The 21,504-nt window shown below is 73.1% G+C and carries 17 protein-coding genes, 1 tRNA gene and 1 riboswitch; of the genes, 6 read left to right on the top strand and 12 right to left on the bottom strand.

What is annotated here, in order from left to right; all coding sequences use genetic code 11:
- Positions 1–2 precede the first annotated feature (2 nt).
- A riboswitch (cyclic di-AMP (ydaO/yuaA leader) is annotated at positions 3–148 on the bottom strand.
- A 294-nt stretch (positions 149–442) separates the two neighbouring features.
- Positions 443–516: transfer RNA gene (locus ABD979_RS13410), tRNA-Gly, on the top strand.
- A 223-nt stretch (positions 517–739) separates the two neighbouring features.
- The gene (locus ABD979_RS13405) at positions 740–2,602 is read left to right on the top strand and encodes an acyl-CoA dehydrogenase (RefSeq protein ID WP_345507992.1); all 1,863 of its coding nucleotides are present in this window, start codon (positions 740–742) and stop codon (positions 2,600–2,602) included.
- 38 nt (positions 2,603–2,640) lie between these two features.
- Here the strand turns inward: ABD979_RS13405 and ABD979_RS13400 are convergent, their stop codons facing one another.
- The 7 genes from ABD979_RS13400 to ABD979_RS13370 form a co-directional block, all read right to left on the bottom strand.
- Positions 2,641–3,645, bottom strand: a complete 1,005-nt coding sequence (locus tag ABD979_RS13400; RefSeq protein ID WP_345507991.1) for a GNAT family N-acetyltransferase — start codon at positions 3,643–3,645, stop codon at positions 2,641–2,643.
- Between the two features lie 94 nt (positions 3,646–3,739).
- Positions 3,740–5,164 (bottom strand): acyltransferase family protein, encoded by a 1,425-nt coding sequence (locus tag ABD979_RS13395; RefSeq protein ID WP_345507990.1) that lies wholly within the window; start codon positions 5,162–5,164, stop codon positions 3,740–3,742.
- 121 nt (positions 5,165–5,285) lie between these two features.
- Positions 5,286–5,597 carry a DUF6458 family protein gene (locus ABD979_RS13390; protein WP_345507989.1) on the bottom strand — a complete coding sequence of 104 codons (312 nt, stop codon included), beginning with the start codon at positions 5,595–5,597 and terminating at the stop codon, positions 5,286–5,288.
- 90 nt (positions 5,598–5,687) lie between these two features.
- Complete coding sequence (locus ABD979_RS13385) at positions 5,688–6,575, bottom strand: hypothetical protein (RefSeq protein ID WP_345507988.1); 888 nt, start codon at positions 6,573–6,575, stop codon at positions 5,688–5,690.
- Positions 6,576–6,588: 13 nt separating this feature from the next.
- Positions 6,589–8,532: an NHL domain-containing thioredoxin family protein gene (locus ABD979_RS13380; RefSeq protein WP_345507987.1), complete on the bottom strand. Its 1,944-nt coding sequence runs from the start codon at positions 8,530–8,532 to the stop codon at positions 6,589–6,591.
- Positions 8,529–9,335, bottom strand: a complete 807-nt coding sequence (locus ABD979_RS13375) for a nitrilase-related carbon-nitrogen hydrolase (protein WP_345507986.1) — start codon at positions 9,333–9,335, stop codon at positions 8,529–8,531. Before ABD979_RS13375 ends, ABD979_RS13380 begins: the two co-directional genes overlap by 4 nt.
- A 327-nt stretch (positions 9,336–9,662) precedes the next feature.
- Complete coding sequence (locus tag ABD979_RS13370) at positions 9,663–11,765, bottom strand: bifunctional copper resistance protein CopD/cytochrome c oxidase assembly protein (RefSeq protein ID WP_345507985.1); 2,103 nt, start codon at positions 11,763–11,765, stop codon at positions 9,663–9,665.
- Positions 11,766–11,791: 26 nt separating this feature from the next.
- On the opposite strand from ABD979_RS13370, the gene ABD979_RS13365 reads away from it, so the two are divergent.
- Both ABD979_RS13365 and ABD979_RS13360 read left to right on the top strand, forming a co-directional pair.
- On the top strand, positions 11,792–12,655 hold the full coding sequence (locus tag ABD979_RS13365; protein ID WP_345507984.1) for a maleylpyruvate isomerase family mycothiol-dependent enzyme: 864 nt from the start codon (positions 11,792–11,794) through the stop codon (positions 12,653–12,655).
- 151 nt (positions 12,656–12,806) lie between these two features.
- A complete protein-coding gene (locus tag ABD979_RS13360) occupies positions 12,807–13,595 on the top strand; it encodes a sigma-70 family RNA polymerase sigma factor (protein ID WP_345507983.1) in 789 nt (262 codons plus the stop codon).
- Positions 13,596–13,652: 57 nt separating this feature from the next.
- Here ABD979_RS13360 and ABD979_RS13355 read toward each other — a convergent pair whose 3' ends face one another.
- Positions 13,653–14,414: an ANTAR domain-containing protein gene (locus ABD979_RS13355; protein ID WP_345507982.1), complete on the bottom strand. Its 762-nt coding sequence runs from the start codon at positions 14,412–14,414 to the stop codon at positions 13,653–13,655.
- A gap of 244 nt (positions 14,415–14,658) precedes the next feature.
- Here ABD979_RS13355 and ABD979_RS13350 point away from each other — a divergent pair, with 244 nt between their 5' ends.
- Positions 14,659–15,171, top strand: coding sequence for a MarR family winged helix-turn-helix transcriptional regulator (locus ABD979_RS13350; RefSeq protein WP_345507981.1), 513 nt, complete (start codon positions 14,659–14,661; stop codon positions 15,169–15,171).
- A 1-nt stretch (position 15,172) separates the two neighbouring features.
- Positions 15,173–16,915, top strand: coding sequence for an MDR family MFS transporter (locus ABD979_RS13345; protein WP_345507980.1), 1,743 nt, complete (start codon positions 15,173–15,175; stop codon positions 16,913–16,915).
- Between the two features lie 176 nt (positions 16,916–17,091).
- On the opposite strand, the gene ABD979_RS13340 is transcribed toward ABD979_RS13345, so the two are convergent.
- The 4 genes from ABD979_RS13340 to ABD979_RS13325 all read right to left on the bottom strand — a co-directional run bounded on the left by ABD979_RS13340 (position 17,092) and on the right by ABD979_RS13325 (position 21,480).
- Positions 17,092–18,291 (bottom strand): MFS transporter, encoded by a 1,200-nt coding sequence (locus ABD979_RS13340; RefSeq protein WP_345507979.1) that lies wholly within the window; start codon positions 18,289–18,291, stop codon positions 17,092–17,094.
- A 104-nt stretch (positions 18,292–18,395) separates the two neighbouring features.
- Positions 18,396–19,214 (bottom strand): enoyl-CoA hydratase-related protein, encoded by an 819-nt coding sequence (locus ABD979_RS13335; protein WP_345507978.1) that lies wholly within the window; start codon positions 19,212–19,214, stop codon positions 18,396–18,398.
- Positions 19,211–20,332, bottom strand: coding sequence for an acyl-CoA dehydrogenase family protein (locus ABD979_RS13330; RefSeq protein ID WP_345507977.1), 1,122 nt, complete (start codon positions 20,330–20,332; stop codon positions 19,211–19,213). Before ABD979_RS13330 ends, ABD979_RS13335 begins: the two co-directional genes overlap by 4 nt.
- Positions 20,332–21,480, bottom strand: coding sequence for an acyl-CoA dehydrogenase family protein (locus tag ABD979_RS13325; RefSeq protein WP_345507976.1), 1,149 nt, complete (start codon positions 21,478–21,480; stop codon positions 20,332–20,334). The genes ABD979_RS13330 and ABD979_RS13325 overlap by 1 nt, the downstream gene beginning before the upstream one ends.
- Positions 21,481–21,504 lie beyond the last annotated feature (24 nt).

Below are 21,504 nucleotides of genomic sequence, written 5' to 3'. Positions count from 1 at the left end.
TGAAGTCCTTCCCACGCCTGTGAGGTGAGCTGTCGGGTTCGGGCGGAAGATGCCCGGCCGCAGATGCGGCTTCACCCCGAGGACCGGCGAACCGGCCCGGAAGTGGGTCCCCCACTCCTGTCCGTACGTGTTGCAGGGGGCTGCCCCACCGGTGGACAGGACTCGGCGTCCGGTGGGCCACCCCGGGGGTGCCCGGGGCGATGACCATCCCACAGACGGTGACAGATTGGTCACGAGAAGGCCGCGAAATGACAGATGTTGGCAACAGTTGCCCAACCAATGGGGTACGGGACCGCTCCTGATCGACAGACAGTGCCACGGATCCGGGCCGTCTCGCGGGCCCGGCGGAGGCCGTGCGGTGGACCCCGCAGACGGCGGTCGGTGTCGGGCGCGTCGGTTTTGGACCTGGACGCCCCCGTGTTGCTACGGTGGGCGACGCCTCGCAGGCGTAGTTCAGTAGCAGAACAGCCCTCTTCCAGGGGGAAGACGTACGTGCAATTCGTGCCGCCTGCTCCAGATGCAGAAGGGCCCGGTCACCGCGACCGGGCCCTTCTGCCGTCCCCGGGGCGCCACGGGGCCCACCCTCGCGGCGTCTCCGGGCGCGTGCCGCATTCGTGACCGCGCCGCCTTGCCTTCGTTACCGGCCGGTAGCATCATGGAAGTGACCGGCCAGTAACGTGACGCGCCCGCGGCCGGAACGCGCGGACGCACGACGAGAGACAGAACGCGGAGGGTCCCCATGGGCCACTACAAGAGCAACGTGCGCGACCTCGAGTTCAACCTCTTCGAGGTGCTGGACCGACAGGAGGTGCTCGGCCGGGGGATCTACGCCGACGTCGACGTCGACGCCGCCAAGGACATCCTCGCGGAGGTCTCGCGCCTCGCCGAGCACGAGCTGGCCGACAGCCTGCTCGACAGCGACCGCAACCCGCCGGTCTACGACGCGGCCACGCAGACGGTCACCATGCCGCCGTCGTTCCACCGGTCGTTCCGCGCCTACGTCGACGGCGAGTGGGGCAACCTCGACGTGCCCGCCGAGCTCGGCGGCATGGTCGTGCCGGCCTCGCTGCGCTGGTCGGTCGCCGAGATGGTCTGTGGCGCCAACCCTGCCGTCCACATGTTCACGGCGAGCTACTCCTTCGCCAACCTGCTCTTCCACCTCGGCACCGACGACCAGAAGAAGCTCGCCAGGCACATCGTCGACAAGGCCTGGCACACCACGATGGTGCTGACCGAGCCCGACGCCGGCAGCGACGTCGGCGCCGGCCGCACGAGGGCCGTGCAGCAGCCCGACGGCACGTGGCACATCACCGGCGTCAAGCGCTTCATCACCTCGGCCGAGAGCGACCTCGTCGACAACGTCGTGCACTTCGTGCTCGCCCGCCCCGAGGGTGCCGGCCCCGGCACCAAGGGCCTCAGCCTCTTCATCGTGCCGAAGTTCCACGTCGACCTCGACACCGGTGAGCTCGGCGAGCGCAACGGCGCCCACGTGACGAACGTCGAGCACAAGATGGGGCTCAAGGTCAGCACGACGTGCGAGGTGACCTTCGGCGAGCACGAGCCCGCCATCGGCACGCTCCTCGGCGACGTCCACGACGGCATCGCGCAGATGTTCAAGGTCATCGAGAACGCGCGGATGTTCGTCGGCACCAAGGCGATCGCGACCCTCTCGACCGGCTACCTCAACGCGCTCGAGTACGCCAAGGAGCGCGTCCAGGGCGCCGACCTCACGCAGATGACCGACAAGTCCGCCCCGCGCGTGACGATCACCCACCACCCCGACGTCCGCCGCTCGCTCATGCTCCAGAAGGCGTATGCCGAGGGCCTGCGCGCGCTCGTGCTCTACACCGCGAGCCAGCAGGACACCGTCAACCAGGCCCAGGCCGGCAATCCCACGGTCGCGCTCGAGCGCGGCTCGGACGCCGAGCTCGCCAACCGCCTCAGCGACCTCATGCTCCCGCTCGTCAAGGGGCTCGGCTCCGAGCGGGCGTGGGTGCTGCTCGGCACCGAGTCGCTGCAGACCTTCGGCGGCTCCGGCTTCCTGCAGGACTACCCGATCGAGCAGTACGTCCGCGACGCGAAGATCGACACGCTCTACGAGGGCACGACCGCCATCCAGGGGCTCGACTTCTTCTTCCGCAAGATCGTGCGCGACAAGGGCCAGGCCCTGCAGCACGTGGCCGGGCAGATGCAGGAGTTCGCCAAGAACCTCGGCGGCTCGCTCGACACCGAGCGGGAGCTGCTCGGCCGGGCGGTCGAGGACGTGCAGGGCATCGTCGGCCACATGATCGGCGACCTCGTCAAGAGCGACCCCCGCATGGGCGGTGACGCGGCCAACCTCTACAAGGTCGGCCAGAACACCACGCGCCTGCTGCTCGCCGCCGGTGACCTCGTCGTCGGCTGGCTGCTGCTGCGCCAGGCCGAGGTCGCCCAGGCGGCGCTCGAGCGCGGCGCGTCCGGCAAGGACGCCGACTTCTACCGCGGCAAGGTGGCAGCGGCCTCGTTCTACGCCAAGAACGTGCTGCCCAAGCTCGCCGCCGAGCGCGCCATCGCCGAGGCCACCGACAACGACCTCATGGACGTGCCCGAATCGGCCTTCTGACAGGCCCGCCCCGGCCCCGGCTCCGGGGCCGGGGCGGGTCAGAGGGTGCGCTGGTAGGAGGGGCTGAGCTCGACGACGCGGAAGCCGAGCTCCTCGTTGATCGAGACCATCCAGGCGTTCGTGTCGTCGTTGCCGGTCACGACGCGCCTGCGCCCCGGGTGGTCGGCCTGCAGTCGTCGCAGGTTCTCGAGCTTGACGGCCATGCCGAGGCGGTGGCCCCGGTGGTCGCGGTGCACGAGCGTGCCCCACTGCCAAGCCGTTCCGGGCGCGCCCGAGGGCAGCACGAGGTCGGTGTAGGCGACGACCTCCCCGCTCGCCCGGTGCACGGCCACGGTGGTCAGCCGCACCCGCCCCTGCGCCCGGAACACCTCGAGGTGCTCCTCGTAGCGCGCCGGCGTCAGCGACTCCTCCTCGAAGTCGATGTCGCCCGTGGGCGCGTCGACCGCCAGCTGGTTCATGAGGGCGCACAGCGAGGGGCGCAGGGCGGTCGGCACGCCGCCCACGTGGGTCTCGAGGACGTATGCCGCCTCCCACCTCGCGCGCGCCCGCTCGGCGAGCCCGTCGAGCACGTCGTCCGGCACCGGTAGGTCGAGGTGGCGCATGATCTCGGTGTTGTTGAGCGAGAAGCCGTGCGCCTCGGCGAACCGCCGGGAGGGGTGGCCGTCGGAGTCCGGCGGCACGAGGAAGTCGACGATCACCGTCGAGCGGTCCTCCTCGCGGACCCGCGCCATCAGGCGGTCGACGAGGGCCGTGCCCGCCCCGCGACCCCGGTGGGCCGGGTCGACCGCGACGTCGACCCAGGCCATCGTCGTGTTGTCCTCCATCGGCAGCCACAGCGTCGCGATGCCGACCGCCCTCCCCTCGTCGACCGCGGCCCACATCTCCATCGGCTGCGAGGTGTCGACATGCCGCCACTCGACCACCGTCTCGGCCAGTGAGGGCGGCTCGTTCCACGGTCGCTCGTGACCCTTGCTGGCGCAGAGCACCTCGTGGGCGCGGGCGCACACGGCGTCGTCGTGGACGTCGACGGGGATCGTCTCCATGCCTTGACCGTAGGGGCCGGATCCTCGGAGCACCAACGAGTTTCGGCTCCCGTCGTCACGGCCCGACGTCACCGGGCGAGGTCACCGGGCGGGGTCACCGGGCGGGGGCCCCACCCTGCGGTCGGGTCGCCCGCAGCAGGAGCAGGCCCACCCCGAGCACGGCGAAACCGACGAGCGGTGTGACGTCACCGACGAGGAAGAAGACGGGCCGGTTGCCGAGCACGTCGACCCCGACGATCGAGACGACGAGGATGCCGAAGAAGAGCACGACGGCTGACACGACAGCCAGCGGGTCGACCCACCGGGGCGCCGGTCTCGCTGGGCTGGACGGGCTCGCCGGGCTCGCCGACCGGGGGCTGCGGTCGAACCGCACGAACACCGCGACGAGCACGGCCGTCACGGACGCGAGCACGGCGAAGAGCAGCGGCCGCGTCACCCACCACGCCAGGGTGCCCGTCACCGGCTGTGACACCCCGACGGCCCGCGCCGCGAGCAGCACCGTCAGGAGCCCGGTCAGGTGCCAGAGGAACGCCGTCATGGCGAACGGCCCGGCCACCACCACGGCGCGCCAGGCAGGCGGCCGCGCGAGCACGCGCGTCATCGGCGGGCGCAGCAGCACGGCGAGGCCGCAGATGCCGAACCCCTGGGCGAGCAGGGCGACGGTCGGCGGCGCCATGTTCGAGACGGCCTCACCGGGCAGGCCGACCATCGAGACCGGGTAGGGCCCGAGCCCGACGAGCAGGCCCATGGCCGCGAACCCGCCGATCGCCATGGCCCATCCGCGTCGGGTCGTGAGCAGGCCGTCGCGCCAAGCGAACCCGAGCTGGTGGAGGGCGAGCCACACGAGGGCGAAGTTGAGGTTGCCGACGAGTTCGGGTCCTCCCCCGAACCGCACCAGGTCGACGAGGCACGCCGCGGTGACGAGCGCCGCGACGACGCGCAGCCCCCAGCGCCGGTGCAGGTCGCGCATCAGCGGCGCGAAGGCGCACGCCCCCAGGTAGATCCCGACGAACCAGAGCAGCTGCGGCACGAGCACGAGCGCCTCGCGCGCGATCCGGCCGACGTCGCCCGGCCGGGAGGTCAGTCCCGTGAGGTGGGCCGCGGCGCCGATCGCCGCCCAGACGACGAGGAACGCGAGGGTGGGGCGCAGCAACCGCAGGGCGCGCGCCCGGAAGAACGCGGCATACCGGCCGGGGCCGTCGGGATGACGGCGCTCGAGCGACTCGAGGGTGTGCGCGTGCGCCACGCCGCCGACGAGGAAGAAGAGCGGCATGACCTGCAGCAGCCAGGTGAGGGGCTGCAGCGCGGGGACCTCGGCCAGCGCGTTGGCGATGCGCCCGTCGGGCGTGATGTCGACCATGAGCCAGTGCCCGAGGACGACGACGAACAGGGAGCCGACCCGCATCAGGTCGACCCAGCGGTCGCGCCCCTCCGGCGTCGCCGCGGCGATCGCGTCGGCCGACCGGGGCGTGGCGCGCGCGGGGCCCGACGAGCGGGGCCGGGGGCGAGTCTGGCTCACCCACCCATCGAAGCACGGGCGACGGCCCGCGCAGGTGAGTTCGCCTGCTCAGGCCGTCGTCCACCCGATCGCCTACGGCGGCACCACGCGCCGGTCCAGCCGGCAGCGCGGCTCGGGCCTGTCAGAGGGTGCCGTCGCGCCGCTCGACGCGCTGCTCGACGACCTCGTCGCCGTCACCGTCGACGCGACGCTCGACGCGGCGCTCGACGACGTCCGGGGCACCCCGGCGCTCGGTGACGGTGGTGTGCTGCGTGCGGGTGCGCTGGGCGTTCATGACGAGGGCCAGCACGATCGCGAGCGCGCCGCCCACCATGAGGATGAGCCCGATCGTGTTGCCGGTGCTGCGCGAGAGGTCGAGCACGCTGCTGTCGACGTTGGTGAAGTAGAAGATGGCGCCGACCACGAGCAGGAAGATGCCGAGTCCGATTCCCATGACCGCTCCTTGACTGGGGGCACGCCACGTCGCGCGCCTGGGCGGGACATACCCGCCGGGGACCGGCCCACTCCCCGGGTGTCCGACGGCTCAGGCGGGTCGGCCGGCGCGACGTCGCCCGACCACGCCGCTGACGCCGGCGAGCAGCAGCAGGACGAGGCCGGCACCCACCGCGACGCCGATCTCGGCGTCGAGGTTGCGGGCCGCGAGGCCGTAGGCGGTGTCGGCGATCGTGCGCGCCACGGGTGGCGTCACGCGGCGCATGAGCGGCTCGCGCGCCACCATGACGACGAGCGCGAGGCCGAGGGCCAGCACGATCCAGCCCGCACCGACGGCGGCCGCCACCGCGCGCCGGCGCCGGGCGAGCGCGACGGCGAGCAGCGCGAGGACGGCCACGGCCGCGGGCGCCCACGGCCCCACGACGTCGGCCACCCGGTAGACCTGCCGCACCGTGCGGAGGTCGTCGGCCTTGACGAGCGGGATCGTCACGACCGGAGCGATGGAGGCGGCATCGGGGACGCCGAACCGCTCGAGCGTCGAGGTGAGCGCCGGGACGGGGATCGTGACCCGCACGGCGACCCGGCCGTCGGCGTCGAGCTGCGTGTCGGCGCGGCCCTCCATGACGGCGAGGAGCTGGGTGTGGACGGCACGGATCGCGCTCGTCCAGGCCGCGGCCACCTGTGGGCTCGCGACGACCGTCGCGGCCTGCGTGCGCAGCGGACCCTCGAGGGCCTGCTCGACGACGGGTCGCAGCTGCACGACGCCGAGGACGCCGTCGACGATGCCGTCGGTCAGCGCCTCCTGCACCTGCGGCGTGCTGACGACGGGCTCCAGCTCGTCGACGAAGACGTCGGTCCGGGTCAGCAGCACCGACGCCCAGAAGGCGACGAGAGCGACCGGCAGCAGCACCACGGCGAGGACACCGCACAGGCTCGACACGACGGAGCGGCCGGCACCTCCGGGACGCTGCGACACCATGGCTGCCTCCTCGTCACGCCTCCGCGGAGCCGGTGGCCGGGCCGGGCGCGCCGGGAACGACCCCACGCAGGTCGAGCCCCAGTGTGGCAGGCGCATCCGGCTCCACCGTGACGGGGATGCCCCAGTCCTGCTGGAAGAGGTGGCACGCGGCGTGCTCCGGCACCTCCCCCGTGTCGGGGTCGCCGTCGCAGGCGGCCGCCTGCACCGAGACGTGCAGGGTCCCCGTCCGGATGCCGTCCGCCAGGGTCAGGGTGCGGCGGAGCCCGCGCGCGCGGCCGCCGCCCGAGACGAGCAGGCCCTCCGGGCTGGCCGAGACGTCGAGCATCGTCGGGTCGCCCCAGCGGTCGTCGAGCTTCTGGCCGGCCGGGGGCACGAAGGTGACCTCCAGCTCGACCGCCCCGGGGGCCAGTGGGGTGGCCGGGCGCTGGGTGCGCCTCGCCGGGCCGTCGACGCGCTGCGCGTCGGCGGGCAGGGCGACGCGGGTCAGCCGGTGGGCCGCTGACTCGACGACGACGAGGCGCGTCTCACCCGTCACGGGGTCGGGCTCGACGACGGCGTCGCTCGGCTCGGCGAGGCCCTGGGCCAGGGTCGACACCTGGCCGGTCGACGGGTCGTAGCGGCGCACGGCGCCGTTGTACGTGTCGCTGATCGCGACGGAGCCGTCGGGCAGCACCGTGACGCCCAGCGGGTGCTGCAGGAGCGCCTGCGCGGCGTCGCCGTCGCGGTGGCCGAAGTCGAACAGGCCCGTGCCGACGTGGGTCTCGACGACGAGCGCGCCGTCGTCGCCCGTCGTCACCGAGCGCAGGGCCGAGGTCTCGGAGTCGGCGACCCAGACCCGGGCCCCGTCGGCGGAGGTGGCGAGGCCGGAGGGCTGGGCGAACCAGGCCTCGGGGGCGGGTCCGTCGCGCAGGCCCTCGTTCGTCGTGCCACCGACGACCTCGACGACGCCGTCCTCCGGCGTCGCGCCGGGCGTCCACGCCCACAGCTGGTGGGTGCCCGCCATCGCGAGCAGCACGCGGTCGCCGAGCCAGGCGAGGTCCCAGGGGGTGGAGAGAGCCTGCTCGAGCGCCGGCCCACCACCGGAGCGCTCGCGCAGCTGCGAGCCGGTGCCGGCCAGCACGCGGACCGCCCCGTCGGAGAAGCGGATCCCCTTGAGCTGGTGGTCGACCGAGTCGGCGACGAGGAGGTCCACCTCGAGCCGCGCGGCCACGTCCGGGGTGGCGAGCAGCACGCCCTGCGGCTCGTGGAGCACGCCCTGGCCTCCCCAGCGCGCGCGCTCGGTCTCGAGGTCGGCCTCGAGGTGCACGACGGCGTGGTTGGCCGTGTCGGAGACGACGAACGACCCGTCGGGCAGGCCGACCGCCTTGCCCGGGAAGCGCAGCGCCGTGTCGGGCGCGGGCGGCGCGACGTACGGGTCGCCGCCCGGCTGGAGGGTGCCCCTGGCGCGGTGCTCCTCGACGAGCTCGGCGACGAGCGCGGCGAGGCCGGGGCCGTGCCCCTCGCCCGACATCGACGCGACGACGAAGCCCTCGGGGTCGATCACGACGAGCGTCGGCCAGGCCCGCGCGGCGTAGGCCCGCCACGTCGTGAGGTCGGGGTCGTCGAGCACGGGGTGGTGCACGGCATACCGCTCGACGGCGGCCGCGAGCGCGTCGGGGTCGGCCTCGTGCTCGAACTTCGGGGAGTGCACCCCGACGATGGTGAGCGCGTCGGGGAACTGCTCCTCGACGGGCCGCAGCTCGTCGAGGACGTGGAGGCAGTTGACGCAGCAGAAGGTCCAGAAGTCGAGCACGACGACGCGGCCGCGCAGCTCGGCGAGCGTGACCGGACGACCTCCCGTGTTGAGCCAGCCGCGGCCCACGAGCTCCGGGGCGCGCACCCGGACGCGCGAGCGCAGTGACGGGGGCGCGTCGCCCGCCACCGGCGCGGCGGAGGCCGGCGTCGTGGGGGCCGTCATGACAGCCTCCGGTCGGACAGGACGGGGAAGTCCTCCCGCCAGCGCGTCGTGGCCCTGGTGTCGATCTCGATGCTCAGCACGTCCTCGTCAAGGCCGGCCGCGGCGAGAACCTTCCCGCTCGCGTCGACGACCTGGCTGTGGCCACCCATCTCGTGACCGGCGTGGGTGCCCGAGGTGTTGCACTGGAGCACGACGCACTGGTCCTCCACCGCCCGCGCCCGGCCCAGCAGGGTCCAGTGCTCGACGCGGCGGGCGGGCCACGCGGCCGGCACGACGAAGACCTCGGCGCCCCGGTCGAGCAGGCGGCGGTAGAGCTCGGGGAAGCGCAGGTCGTAGCACGTGGACAGCCCCACCGGCACGACGCCGCCGCCGGCGACCGGCACGTCGACGACGACCGTCTCGTCGCCGGCATCCATGAGCGCCGGCTCCCCCTCGCCGAAGCCGAAGCGGTGGATCTTGCGGTAGGTCGCGACGAGGTCACCGGTCGGGGAGAAGACGAGGCTCGTGTTCCACAGGCCGCGCCCGTCGGGGGACGACGGCGCACCGTGCTCGACGATCGAGCCGCCGTGGAGGGTGACCCCGGCCTCCCGCGCGGCTGCCGCGAGGGCACGGGCCGTGGGGCCGTCGAGCGCCTCGGCGCGGCCCGCCCACTCGCGGTAGGAGAAGCCGCCGGGCGCCCACAGCTCGGGCAGGACGACGAGGTCGTGGCCGGCCTGGGCACGGACGAGGTCGACGACCCGCTCGGTGCGGGCGGGCACCGTCTCGTCGTCGCCGTAGGCCAGCTGGATGAGCGCCACCTTCATGGACCAACTCTCACACGCCGGCCGCCGGAGCCGCGACACCGGGCCTGGCCCTCGACCCCAGGGGAAAGGTCGACGGACCACGCCCGGGTCAGCCGACCCGCGCGCAGCGGGACCCGGGGCTGTGCGCCTCGTGCTCCGCGCGGCTGCGGATCGCTCCGGACGAGGGGGACGCGACCGCGGTCCTGCGGGCCGCGTGCTCCGGGACGGCACGGCGCGCCCGGCACGCCGGCCCCGGTGGGGCGACGGGTCTCGGCGGGCTCTGCGGCATGTCCCCTCCTCCGCCGTCAATACTACACGAGGTAGTAGTCGGTCCGGACCATGCGGCCGTCAGGAGGTGGGACGTTCGTCCCGGCGCGCCATGGCCGCGAGCCGTGCGTTGTAGGCCGTCAGCTCGACGTCGCCGTCCCGGTCGGCGCGCCGGTCGGAGCGGACCGACTCCGCACGATCGGTGCGGAACCACTGGAGGGCGACCGTCAGCGCCAGCACGAGGCTGGGCAGCTCGCCGATGGCCCAGGCGACGCCGCCGCCGTAGCGCTGGTCGGCGAGCACGTCGCCCACCCACGGGATCCGGATCGTCTGGAAGAAGTCGCCGCCGAGGATCGTCGTGCCACTGATCATCGCCACGCCGAAGAAGGCGTGGAACGAGACCGTCGCGAAGAGCACGACGAGGCGCAGGGGCGGGCTCCACCGCTTGGGGCCGGGGTCGATGCCGACGAGCACCCACGCGAAGAGGTAGCCGGTGAGCACGAAGTGGGCGGTCATCAGCAGGTGACCGGTGTGCGTGGAGAGGGCGAGCTCGAACAGGCCCGAGTAGTAGAAGACGACGAGGCTCATGAAGAAGAAGGCCGCCGCGAAGATCGGGTTGCCGAGCACGCGGAAGAGCGGCGAGTGCACGGCAGCGAGGATCATCTCGCGCGGCCCGAGGGTGCCGTCCCGGCGGGGTCGCACGGTGCGCAGCGCGAGGGTGACGGGGGCGCCGAGCACGAGCAGGATGGGCACCACCATGGCCTCGGTCATGTGCAGCGTCATGTGCCACGAGAAGGCGACCCGGCCGTAGATGCCGAGGACGCCGTTCGTGGCATACGCGAAGAGCAGCCATCCGCTCACCCAGCCGACCGTGCGCAGCACCGGCCAGGCGTCGCCGCGGCGGCGCAGGCGCACCACGCCCGCGACGTAGACGCCGATGGCGACGACGGCCGTGGCGAGGAAGAGCCACTCGACCTGCCACGCGGTCAGCCAGGACATCGCCGTCGGTGCGGGCGGCGCCGGGAAGCCGGTGAGCGCCAGCGCCGGGCTCGGGTCGGCGACCGTCTCGGGCACCGGCGGCTCGCTGCGGGCGAGGGCCGTCGCGACACCGACGGCGAGGCCCATGAGGAGGGTCTCGGCGGTCGCGAGGCGCAGGAAGAGACGACCGCGGCCGTCCGGAGGGCCATCGCCGCGCGACGCCCGGCCGGCGGTGGCGTCGATGGCGTCGATGCGGTCGAGGGTGGTGCGGCGGTGCCAGGCGCCGGCGGCACCGAGCGCCACGAAGGCCGCGACCTTGACGAGCACGAGCACGCCGTAGGGGCTGGTGAGGTCCGACCAGCTGCCGAGCCGCGTGGAGGCCGACATGACGCCGGAGAGGCCGAGGGCGACGAAGCACCAGAGCGCCACGGCCGAGTAGCGGCGGGCCACGACGGCGAGCGCGCCGCCGAGGCGGCGGTGGAGCAGCACGAGGGCGAGGAGGCCACCGACCCAGACCGTCGCGCCGAGCAGGTGGGCGGCGATGGCGTTGACCGCCGTCTCGTGGTCGGACGAACCGCCCGCGTGGCCGGCGAGACCGAGCACGAGCACCCCGAACGCCGACACCACGGTGAGGGCCACGGCCACGGACCGGGCCCGCGACACCGCGGCCACCGACGCCACGACGAAAGCCGCGACCGCGCTGATCAGCCCGACGCGGAGCGGCTCGATGGCCCACACCGAGTTCGCGAGGCTGGCGCCGAACGCCGGGTCGCCCAGCGGCATACCGGCGGCGTCGGCGAAGGTGAAGACGACGCCCACCGCCCCGGCCACGGCCCAGACGAAGGCCGACGTCGTGGCGAGCCGGAACGCAGCGGCCCGGCGGGGCTCGTCGAGGGCCGCGCTCTCCTCACGCGTGCGCCCGGGGATCATGGTCCCGGCGAGCAGCAGCGCGCCGATCGTCAGCGACGCCGCCAGGTCGTGGACCACGCGGACGAGCGGCAGCGACCAGCGCACGACGGGCCCCGCGTCGCTGAGGCCGCCGGTCAGCGGGTCGGCCGCGCCCGTGAAGCGGGCCGCGACCACGCAGGCCAGCAGCCCCACGACCACGGCGCCGGCCGCGGCCACCCCGGCGGTGACGACCGCTCCGCCCGTGCCGCCCGTGTCGCGGCGGGGGCCGACGAGACCGTCTCGCTCGAGGGTTGCCATGCACCAAGGGTAAGTAGTGTGGCGTCATGCCCATGCACCCGACCGCCCCCGACGACCGCAACGGACTCATCGACGCGTTCGACCTCTGCGTGCAGTCGATCATCGACCTCGGCTACTCGTGCCGCGACGAGGACTTCGAGGTGCAGACCGAGTGCCCGGGCTGGACCGTCAAGGACCAGATCGCCCACGTCGTGGGGGCCGAGAAGTCGTTCGCCGGTATCGCCCGCCCTCCGGTCGCGGTGCCGGACTACCCGCACCTGACCAACGACTACGCCCGCTTCGTCGAGGTCGACGTCGAGGCGCGGCGGGGTGTCACCGGCCGTCAGATCGTCGCCGAGCTCGCCGAGTTCCACCCGCAGCGGATGGCCCAGCTGCGCGCCACGGACGCCGACGTCGACACCGTCGTGGGTGGTTTCTTCGGACCGGACACCACCTTCGGCGAGCACCTGCGCCGCCGGATCGTCGACGCCTGGGTGCACGAGCAGGACCTCCGCGCCGCCCTCGACCGCCCCGGCAACCTCGACTCCGCGGGGGCCTCGGTGTTCACCGCCGAGATCCTGGGGGCGCTGCCGCGGATCATCGCGCGCGTCGCCGGCGTGGGTCCCGGGCACGCCGTCGTCATCGACGCCACCGGCCCGGTGCTCGCGCGCGGCGGGGTGCGGATCGTCACGGGCGAGGACGGGCGGCCTTACGGCGAAGCACTTTTCAGTGGCAACGACCGCCCGGAGGGTGAGGAGCAGCTCGACGTCACGTCGATCCACCTGACGACCGACGCCCTGACGCGGCGGGCTGCCGGCCGTCGCCCCGTCGACGAGATCCACTACTCCGTGACCGGCGACGAGGAGACCGCCCGCCGCGTCCTCGAGGCGCTCGTGGTCGTCACGCACTGAGCGGGGGCGCGACCACGGGCACGCGTGATGCACCCGGCGGCTGTCGAACGTTTGATCGACGCCATCTTGTGCATCGGGGGCCGAGCGCCTAGCGTCGAGAGAAGTCGGTCAAGCCAGTGCCGCATCGGGGATCCGATCCATCGGAGTGACCATGACCGACCCATCCACGGGTCCGCGCAAGGATGCGCGGACCAGAGAACTCATCCAGCAGCTGCGCACGTCCGACAGCGAGACGGTGCGCGCCCGGGCGCTCGAGACCGTCACCGTGCTGCACATGCCCCTCGCCCGTTCGCTCGCCCACCGCTACTCCGGCAAGGGCCTCGACCGCCAGGACCTCGAGCAGGTGGCCTTCCTGGCCCTGCTCAAGGCGATCCACCGCTTCGACCTCGCCAAGCCCACGGAGTTCGGGGCGTATGCCACCCCGACCATCACGGGTGAGCTCCGACGCCACTTCCGCGACCACGGCTGGCTCGTGCGCCCGCCGCGTGAGCTGCAGGAGCGCCGCCAGCTCGTCACCGACACCCGCTCGCGGCTCGAGCAGCGACTCGGCCACGACCCGGACGTCGACGAGCTGTCGCGCGAGCTCGAGATGACCCCGGGCGCGGTGCGGGAGGCCCAGGTGGCCGCCACCAACCTGCGGCCGGCCTCGCTCGACGCGACCACCGCCGACGGTGGTCGGCCGGTGCTCGACCTGCTCGAGTCCCACTCCGACGGCGGGTCGGACCCCGCCCTCGACGAGGGCATCGTCGTGCGCACCGCGCTGCGCCGGCTGCCCGCCCGCGACCAGGAGCTCGTCGAGCTGCGCTTCGGCGGCGACCTCACCCAGGCCGAGATCGCCGCATCGATGGGCCTGTCGGCGATGCAGGTGAGTCGCCTGCTGCGCCGCGTGCTCGACGAGCTGCGCACGCAGCTCTCCGCGGAGGGCATGGCCTCGGCCTGACCTCCGCGTGCGGGCCGCCGGGCTCCTTCCACGGGAGGGGCCGGGCGGTCCCGCGAATCAGGCCTCGAGCGCCTCGTCGCGGTCTCGGTCGCGCGCGTCGCGCCCGCCACCGAACTGCGACTCCTGGCCCTCGATGATCTGCGAGGCGACCTGGGTGAGCTTCATGTTGAGCTCCTGGGACGTCGAGCGGAGCATCTCGAACGCCTCGTCGCCGCTCACGTGGTGCGCGGCCATGAGCAGGCCGACGGCCTTGCCGATCTCGCGGTTGCTCTGCAGGCCCTGGCGCAGGGTCGCGGCCTGCTCGCGCGAGCGCATCGCCATCAGGGCGACCGAGGCGAAGGACGCGATGACCGCACCGACGTCGGCCGACGCCTTCGTCAGGCCGCCCGGGGTGTCGGAGAAGAGGTTGAGGGCTCCCACCTTGTCGCCGTCGAGGAGCAGCCGGTAGCCGATGGCCGAGCGCACCGGGGTCTCCCGGACGATCCGCTCGGTGAAGCGCGGCCAGGGGGTGTGCGCGTCGGTGAGGTCGGGGTCGTGCTGGTAGGCCTCGTCGCGGATGGCGTCGACGCAGGGACCCTCGCCGACCTCGATCTCGATCTCGTCGATGCGCCGGGCGATGTCGTCGGTGCTCGCGGCCGTGACGAACCGGTCGCGCGTGCGCACGAGGAGCGACGCGCGGTCGCAACCGCCGACGAGGCGCCGCGAGGCCTCCACGAGCGCGTGGTGGATCGAGCCCGCGTCGGCACCGGCATAGATCAGTGCGGACAGCTGGCGGAAGGCATCGTTGACCGTCGGGTCGATCTGTTCGTTGCTCGACATGGCACTCCTGCGGCTCGGGCTCGCCGGTCCGGTCACCTGTGGGCCCGGACCTGCGCGTCAGTCATCCTCGCACCTCCCCCGAGGGGCGCGAGCACAGAGAACCACACGATCGCGCGCCAGGGCCAACCCGGGCACCTCGTGTCTCGCCCCAAGGCTGGACACGCCGGTTGACAAGACCCTCGTTCCAGCCAAATACTTGCTTGCTGCAAACAACGAGTTCGCCGGGCGAGGGAGAGGGGCAGCCATGGCCGTCAGCCTGGACGAGGCGAACGACCTCTTCCTCGGCCTGCTGCGCGTGCAGAAGCTGCTCGTGGCGGCCAAGCACGCCGCCCCACGGCTCGAGGAGGGTGTCGACGTCGCCGCCTACCCCGTGCTCTTCGTCGTGGCGGGGGCCGGCACCGTGCGCATCTCCGAACTCGCCACGACCCTCCACAACGACGTCTCCACGGTGAGCCGCCAGGTCAGCGCCCTCGTCACGAGCGGACTGCTCGACAAGAGCGCCGACCCGAGCGACGGGCGGGCCCTCGTCGTCTCGCTCACCGAGCGCGGCCGCACCGTGCTCGACCAGATCCAGACCAACCGGTCACGGTGGTTCCAGGGCCTGCTGGCCGACTGGGAGCCCGCCGCGACGGCCGAGTTCGTGACCCGACTGCGCGAGCTCGGCGACGCGCTCGACGCCAACCTCCGGGCCCGGGGTGCAGCGACGCCCCCCATGCCCTTCACGTCCATGCGAGACCAGCACCAGAAAGAGGACTGACATGTCCGACACCACCGCCGAGCCGTCAGGCGCCGCACCCTCCGGCGTCGCGGCGCCGGCCGCGGGTCCCGACGGCCACCCGGCCCTCTCCCACAAGGAGATCATCACCATCCTCGTCGGGCTGATGATGGGGATGTTCCTCGCGGCGCTCGACCAGACCATCGTCGCCAGCGCGATGCGGGTCATCGCCGACGACCTCAAGGACCTCGCCGGACAGGCCTGGGTGACGACGGCATACCTCATCACGAGCACCATCGCGACCCCGCTCTACGGCAAGCTCGGCGACATCTACGGGCGCAAGAAGCTCTTCATCTTCGCCATCTCGATCTTCACGATCGGCTCGATGCTCTGCACGCTCGCCTGGTCGATCCCGTCGCTCGCCGCGTTCCGCGCGGTGCAGGGCATCGGCGCCGGCGGCCTCTTCTCGCTCGCCCTCGCGATCATCGGTGACATCGTGCCGCCCCGCGAGCGCGCGAAGTACCAGGGCTACTTCCTCGCCGTCTTCGGCACCTCGAGCGTCATCGGCCCCGTCGTCGGCGGCATCCTCTCTGACCAGGACTCGATCCTCGGCATCACCGGCTGGCGCTGGGTCTTCCTCGTCAACGTGCCGATCGCCATCGCGGCGCTCGTCGTCGTGACGCGCACGCTGCACCTGCGCCACACCCGCCTCGACCACCGCGTCGACTACTGGGGCGCGCTCAGCCTGTCGGTCGCGCTCGTGCCGCTCCTCATCGTCGCCGAGCAGGGCCGCGAGTGGGGCTGGGGCTCCGCGACGTCGATCACCTGCTACGCCATCGGCCTGGTCGGCCTCGTCTCGTTCTTCGTCATCGAGCGCTCGATGGGTGAGGAGGCGCTCATCCCGCTGCGCCTCTTCCAGAACCGCACCATCGCCGCCGCGTCGGTCAGCTCGGTCTTCATCGGCATGGGCATGTTCGGTGGCCTCGCCGCGATCCCGCTCTACCTGCAGATCGTCAAGGGCTCCTCGCCCATGGAGGCGGGCCTCCAGCTGCTGCCGATGACGCTCGGCGTCATGAGCGGCTCGATCTTCTCCGGCCAGATGATCAGCCGCACCGGTCGCTACCGCAAGTTCCCGATCATCGGCGCGGCCATCCTCGTGCTCGCGCTCTACGGCTTCCACTTCGTCGGTGCCGACACCCCGCTGTGGAAGACGATGATCGGGATGTTCTTCTTCGGCATCGGCCTCGGCTTCAACTTCCAGCCGCTGACCCTCGCCGTGCAGAACGCCGTCGACCGCCGCGACATGGGCGTCGCGACGAGCTCGGCGACCTTCACCCGCCAGATCGGCGGCACGCTCGGCACCGCGGTCTTCCTGTCGATCCTCTTCTCGCAGGCCGGCTCGAAGATCTCCGACGCGTTCGCCAGCATCGCGCCGTCGCCCGCCTTCCAGGCAGCGCTGCGCAACCCCACCGGCGGTGACCCCGCGGCCAACAAGGCGTTCATCAGCCAGTTGCAGGCCTCGCAGCAGGCGGGTGGCTCGGGTGCGGGTGCGGGTTCCTCGGCGCTGTCGGACAGCTCGTTCATCAACCAGCTCGACCCGCAGCTCGCCCGGCCCTTCCTCGTCGGGTTCTCCGACGCGATGTCGGTCGTCTTCATGGTGGCCGCCGGCGTGCTCGTGCTCGCCTTCATCGCCTCGCTCTTCCTCCCGCACGTCGACCTCGGCCCGAAGCCGGGCCAGGAGGCCGACAAGGGCGACGACGTGGCGGCGGTCCCCGCCGGCCACTGACCCCTCAACCGTCGAAAGGCCACTTCTCGTGGCTCCCGCGGCGTCGAAAGGCCACTTCTCGTGACGAGAAGTGGCCTTTCGACGTGGGGGCACCCGCGAGAAGTGGCCTTTCGACGGTTGTCGGGGGGCGTATGCCGGGGGCTCCCGCGCGCGGCGCGGCGCCGGCGCGCGGGGGGTCAGCGGAGGTTGTGCAGCTCGCGGCGGGTGAGGAAGGCGCGGGTGCCGAGCGCCATGACGAAGGCGAACGACCCCGCGATGATCGCCACCCAGTAGCCGTGCTGGGCCCCGACGCGGTCGACGACCGCGCCCGAGACCGCCGAGCCGGCCGCGATGCCGACGATGAGCCCGGTCAGCACGATCGTCATGCCCTCGTTGAGCTGGGCCCTGGGCACGATCCGCTCGATGAGGTTCATCGTCGTGATGAGCGTCGGGGCCGTCGCCATGCCGGCCACGAGCATGAGCCCGGCCAACGCCCAGAGGTTGCTCGCGAAGAGCACCGGCAGCTCGAGCACCGCCATGCCGAGCGTGCCGACCATGAGCAGCTTGACGAGGTTGCGCCCGTGCGAGACGTGGCCGAAGACGAGGCCCGCGCCGGCGGAGCCCACGGCGTAGAGGGCGAGGATCGCCCCCGCGGCGCTCGCCGCACCCGCCTCCTGCGAGACGGCCAGCGTCACGACCTCGTTGACGCCGAAGATCGCGCCGGTCATGACCATGATGAAGGCGAGCGGCACGAGGCCCGGCACGGTGTGGGCGTGCTCCGTGGGCCGCTCGTGGTGCGGCACGACCGGGGGCTCGGTCGAGCGGGCCGAGATGAACACGAGGACGCCGACGGCATACGCCAGCGTCGCGAACGCGAAGCCCGCCTCGGGGAAGAGCGTCGTCGAGAGCCAGATCGCGAGCACCGGCCCGATGACGAAGGTGACCTCCTCCATGACCTGCTCGAAGGACATCGCCGAGTGCAGGTTGCGCGGGTCGTCGGCGAAGATGTGCGACCACCGCGCCCGCGCCATGGTGCCGAGGTTCGGGATGGCGCCACAGAGCGGGAAGGTGATGAACAGCAGCCAGGTCGGCCAGCCACGGAGCGAGGTGAGCACCGTCATGACGGCCCAGAAGCCCGACCACAGGAAGAACGGGATGGCGATCCGGCGCTGGCCGTAGCGGTCGACGAGGCGGCCGAGGAACGGCGCGAAGAGCGCCAGCGAGACCATCCCGACGGCGACGACGGCGCCTGCCGTCTCGTAGGAGCCGGTGCGCGCCGAGACCATCGCCACGACGGAGACGGCGAACATCGAGCCCGCCGAGCGGGCGATCATCCCGCCGCTGATGAAGACACGGGCGCCCGGCACCTCGAAGAGAGGTCGGTAGGACGCCAGCACGGGATCTCCTTCTCGGTGGGGGCCGGTCAACCTCCCCATCCTTGCACCACGGGCCGCGTGATGCCGAGGCGGCGGGTGGGGTGGACGGCCGGTGCGCGCTCCGCTCAGGCGCCGTGCTTGCGGCGCAACGACCACATCTGCGGCGAGCGCTCGAGTTCGACCGCGACGTCCCACGGCACCCCTCCGGGAGCCGTCTCGCGACGGAAGCTCGCGACCGTGCGCCGGGCGAGCGGCGGGTCGGCCGCCACGCGCGCGGCGAGCGCGAGGGCGCGCTCCTGCACCTCACCGTCGTCGTATGCCGCCCAGGCCAGTCCCAGGGCGACCGCGCGCTCGCCGTCGACCTCCTCGCCGAAGAGGCCGAGCGCGGCAGCGGCTTCGCGGCCGGCCGCGCGGTGCAGGAGGGTGAAGTGGCCTCCGCCCGGGTGGATGCCGATCTGGGCGAAGCCGGGCAGCAGCCGCGCCGTGCGGGAGACGATCCGCAGGTCGGTGGCGAGCGCGAGGTTGAGCCCGGCACCGACCGCGGCGCCGCGCACGGCGGCGATGGTCGGCACGCCGATGGAGCCGACGGTCGTGAACGCGGCGTAGACGGTCTCGAGGTTGCGGTAGGCGTCGTCCTCGACCGGGTCCCGGCCGGTGTCGGCGAGCACCGAGCGCACGGCGCCTGCGCAGAAGTGCGCGCCACCCGTCACGACGACCGCCCCGACGCCGGGGTCGGCCTCCGCCGTGCGGGCGGCGTCGATGAGCTGGCGCGACATCGGCACGGAGAGCGCGTTGCGCCGCTCGGGGGCGTCGAGCGTCAGCAGGGCGACGCCGTCGCGGACCTCGTAGCGGACCTCGTAGCGGACCTCGTCGCGGACCTCGTCGCGGGAGTCCGCGTCGGCGTCGGGGCGGGGATCGGGGGTGGTGGGGGTCGGGTCGCTCATTCGGCGGGTCTCCTTCGCGAGGTGGCTCGTCCGGTGGTCATGAGGTTCCAGAGCCGGTCGTGCCCCGCGGAGGTCGCGAGCGCGGTCAGCGTCTCGTCCCACTCGTGGAGCGACCCGAACTCGGTGCGACGGGCGAGGATCGGCTTGGTCAGGGTGTGCAGCTCGTGCTCGAGCGTCGTGCCGATGGCGCCGAGCACCTGGTGGGCGCCGCGGACGACCACGGAGGCGGAGTGGCCGACGCACGACTTGGCCACCGCGACCGCGAACAGCATGCCGCCGTCCTGCCAGTCGGAGGCGGCGGCCCGGGCGACGGCGGCGTCGGTGGCCGCGCGCGCGAGCGCCGTCTCGGCGGCGATGTCGGCGACGAGGTGCTGCACCGCCTGGAAGCGCGCGATCGGGCGGCCGAACTGCACGCGGTCGTTCGCGTGGGTCAGCGTGATCTCGACGATCCGCTCCATCGCCCCGACCACCTGCGCGCACCGGGCGAGGGCACCGCGCAGGTGGAACTGCTCACCGATCGCGTGGTCGACGACGACGCCCGCCTCGAGGTCGGCGAGGTCGAACTCGACGGTGTCGCTCGGCTCACCGGCCAGGTTGCGGCGCTCCTCGAGCCCGACCCGGCCCACCGGCACGTCGGCGACGCGCCACTCGTCCCGGTCCTCCCAGAGCGCGACGATGCTGCTCGCGTCGCGGGCCCACGTCACGTTGAGGGCGACGCCGGAGGGGTCGGGGCGGCACACGGCGCGCAGGCCGCCGTCGTTGGGCAGCCCGGCGGCCTCGAGCAGCCACCCGCCGAGCAGGTCGTGCTCCGCGAGCGGCACGGGCGCGGCCGCACCGGCGGCGAGCCCGAGCAGCGCGGCGGCCTCGACCCAGCCGGCGCCGCTGCCGCCCGACGCCTCCGAGCCGGTGAGCCGGGTGAGGCCGAGCTCCTCGAGCCGGCCCCAGAGGGCCCGGTCGAGGTCGACGACCGCGGTCGGGGTCGGCCGGGAGGCGCGGTGGTCGGCGAAGAGCCCGGTGAGCAGGTCGACGAGGTCGGGGTCCGCGGTGGTCGGCGCGGCGAGGTGACCAGGGTGGTCGAGGTGGTCGGGGTGGTCGGGGCGTCGGCTCTGGTCGGTCATCAGCGCATCCCCAGGCCTCGGGCGACGACGCCGCGCAGCACCTCGTTGGTGCCGCCCCGCAGGGTGAACCCGGGCCGCTGGAGGATCGCCGCGTGCAGCAGCTGCGACAGGTCGTCGTCGAGCGCCCACCCGCTCGCCGTCAGGGTGTCGACGTAGTCGGCGATGTCGCCCTCCTCGGTCGTGCCGAGCAGCTTGACGACCGCGGCCGCGGTGTCGGCGTTCTCGTGCGCCTCGAGCGCCGTCGAGACCGCGAAGGACATCTGGTGCAGGGCCGCGACACGCGCGACGTGCCGGCCCAGGCCCGGGTCGGTGGGAAGCCGGGCGTCGCCCATGGCCTGCGCGGCGGCTGCGAGCAGCTGGAAGGTCGAGAGCACGCGCTCGGGGCCACTGCGCTCGAAGCCGAGCTCGGAGGTGACCTGCGACCAGCCGTCACCGAGCTCGCCGAGCACCCGGTCGTCGGGGATGAAGACCCCGTCGAGGTGCACCTCGTTGAAGTGGTGGTCACCGCCCATCGAGATGATCGGCCGGATCGTCACCCCGGGCGCGCGCAGGTCGACGATGAACTGGCTGAGGCCGTCGTGGCGGTGTGCGGGGTCGAGCGGCGCCGAGCGCGCGAGCGCGAAGAAGGCGTCGGCCTCGTGGGCCCCGGACGTCCACACCTTGGTGCCGGTGAGCCGCCACCCGCCCTCGACCCGCTCGGCCCGCGTGCGCACGCTCGCGAGGTCGGATCCCGAGTCGGGCTCGCTCATGCCGATGCCGAAGACGACCTCGCCGCGGCTGATGCCGGGCAGGAAGGCCTGCTTCTGCTCCTCGGTGCCGTAGCGCAGCAGCGACGGCCCGATCTGCCGCTCGGCCACCCAGTGCGCGGCGACGGGCGCCCCGACGACGAGCAGCTCCTCCGTGACGACGAACCGCTCGACGTAGCTGCGGCCCTGGCCGCCGTACTCCGTCGGGATGACCATGCCGAGCCAGCCGCGCCGGCCGAGCTCACGCGTGAAGTCGCGGTCCCACCGGGTCAGCCAGGTGTCGACGTGCGGCACGAAGACGCCGGCCGCCACCTGCTCGGCGAGGAAGGCCCGCACCTCGAGCCGCAGCTCGGCCAGGGCCGGCCCCTCGGTCGCCACCGGGGGCACCAGACGGTGGTCCACTCCCACTCCCTCGCGACGTCGCAG

The organism is Terrabacter aeriphilus (assembly GCF_039542985.1).
GTDB classification, from domain to species: Bacteria; Actinomycetota; Actinomycetes; order Actinomycetales; family Dermatophilaceae; genus Terrabacter; species Terrabacter aeriphilus.
This window is presented reverse-complemented; position numbering and strand designations above follow the sequence as displayed.

Coding starts and splice junctions, on each gene's coding strand:
- ABD979_RS13355 (WP_345507982.1), bottom strand. CDS start 14,414: ATGTCGAGCAACGAACAGATCGACCCGACGGTCAACGATGCCTTCCGC.
- ABD979_RS13335 (WP_345507978.1), bottom strand. CDS start 19,214: ATGAGCGACCCGACCCCCACCACCCCCGATCCCCGCCCCGACGCCGAC.
- ABD979_RS13365 (WP_345507984.1), top strand. CDS start 11,792: ATGCCCATGCACCCGACCGCCCCCGACGACCGCAACGGACTCATCGAC.
- ABD979_RS13405 (WP_345507992.1), top strand. CDS start 740: ATGGGCCACTACAAGAGCAACGTGCGCGACCTCGAGTTCAACCTCTTC.
- ABD979_RS13375 (WP_345507986.1), bottom strand. CDS start 9,335: ATGAAGGTGGCGCTCATCCAGCTGGCCTACGGCGACGACGAGACGGTG.
- ABD979_RS13360 (WP_345507983.1), top strand. CDS start 12,807: ATGACCGACCCATCCACGGGTCCGCGCAAGGATGCGCGGACCAGAGAA.
- ABD979_RS13350 (WP_345507981.1), top strand. CDS start 14,659: ATGGCCGTCAGCCTGGACGAGGCGAACGACCTCTTCCTCGGCCTGCTG.
- ABD979_RS13385 (WP_345507988.1), bottom strand. CDS start 6,575: ATGGTGTCGCAGCGTCCCGGAGGTGCCGGCCGCTCCGTCGTGTCGAGC.
- ABD979_RS13345 (WP_345507980.1), top strand. CDS start 15,173: ATGTCCGACACCACCGCCGAGCCGTCAGGCGCCGCACCCTCCGGCGTC.
- ABD979_RS13400 (WP_345507991.1), bottom strand. CDS start 3,645: ATGGAGACGATCCCCGTCGACGTCCACGACGACGCCGTGTGCGCCCGC.
- ABD979_RS13370 (WP_345507985.1), bottom strand. CDS start 11,765: ATGGCAACCCTCGAGCGAGACGGTCTCGTCGGCCCCCGCCGCGACACG.
- ABD979_RS13380 (WP_345507987.1), bottom strand. CDS start 8,532: ATGACGGCCCCCACGACGCCGGCCTCCGCCGCGCCGGTGGCGGGCGAC.
- ABD979_RS13330 (WP_345507977.1), bottom strand. CDS start 20,332: ATGACCGACCAGAGCCGACGCCCCGACCACCCCGACCACCTCGACCAC.
- ABD979_RS13390 (WP_345507989.1), bottom strand. CDS start 5,597: ATGGGAATCGGACTCGGCATCTTCCTGCTCGTGGTCGGCGCCATCTTC.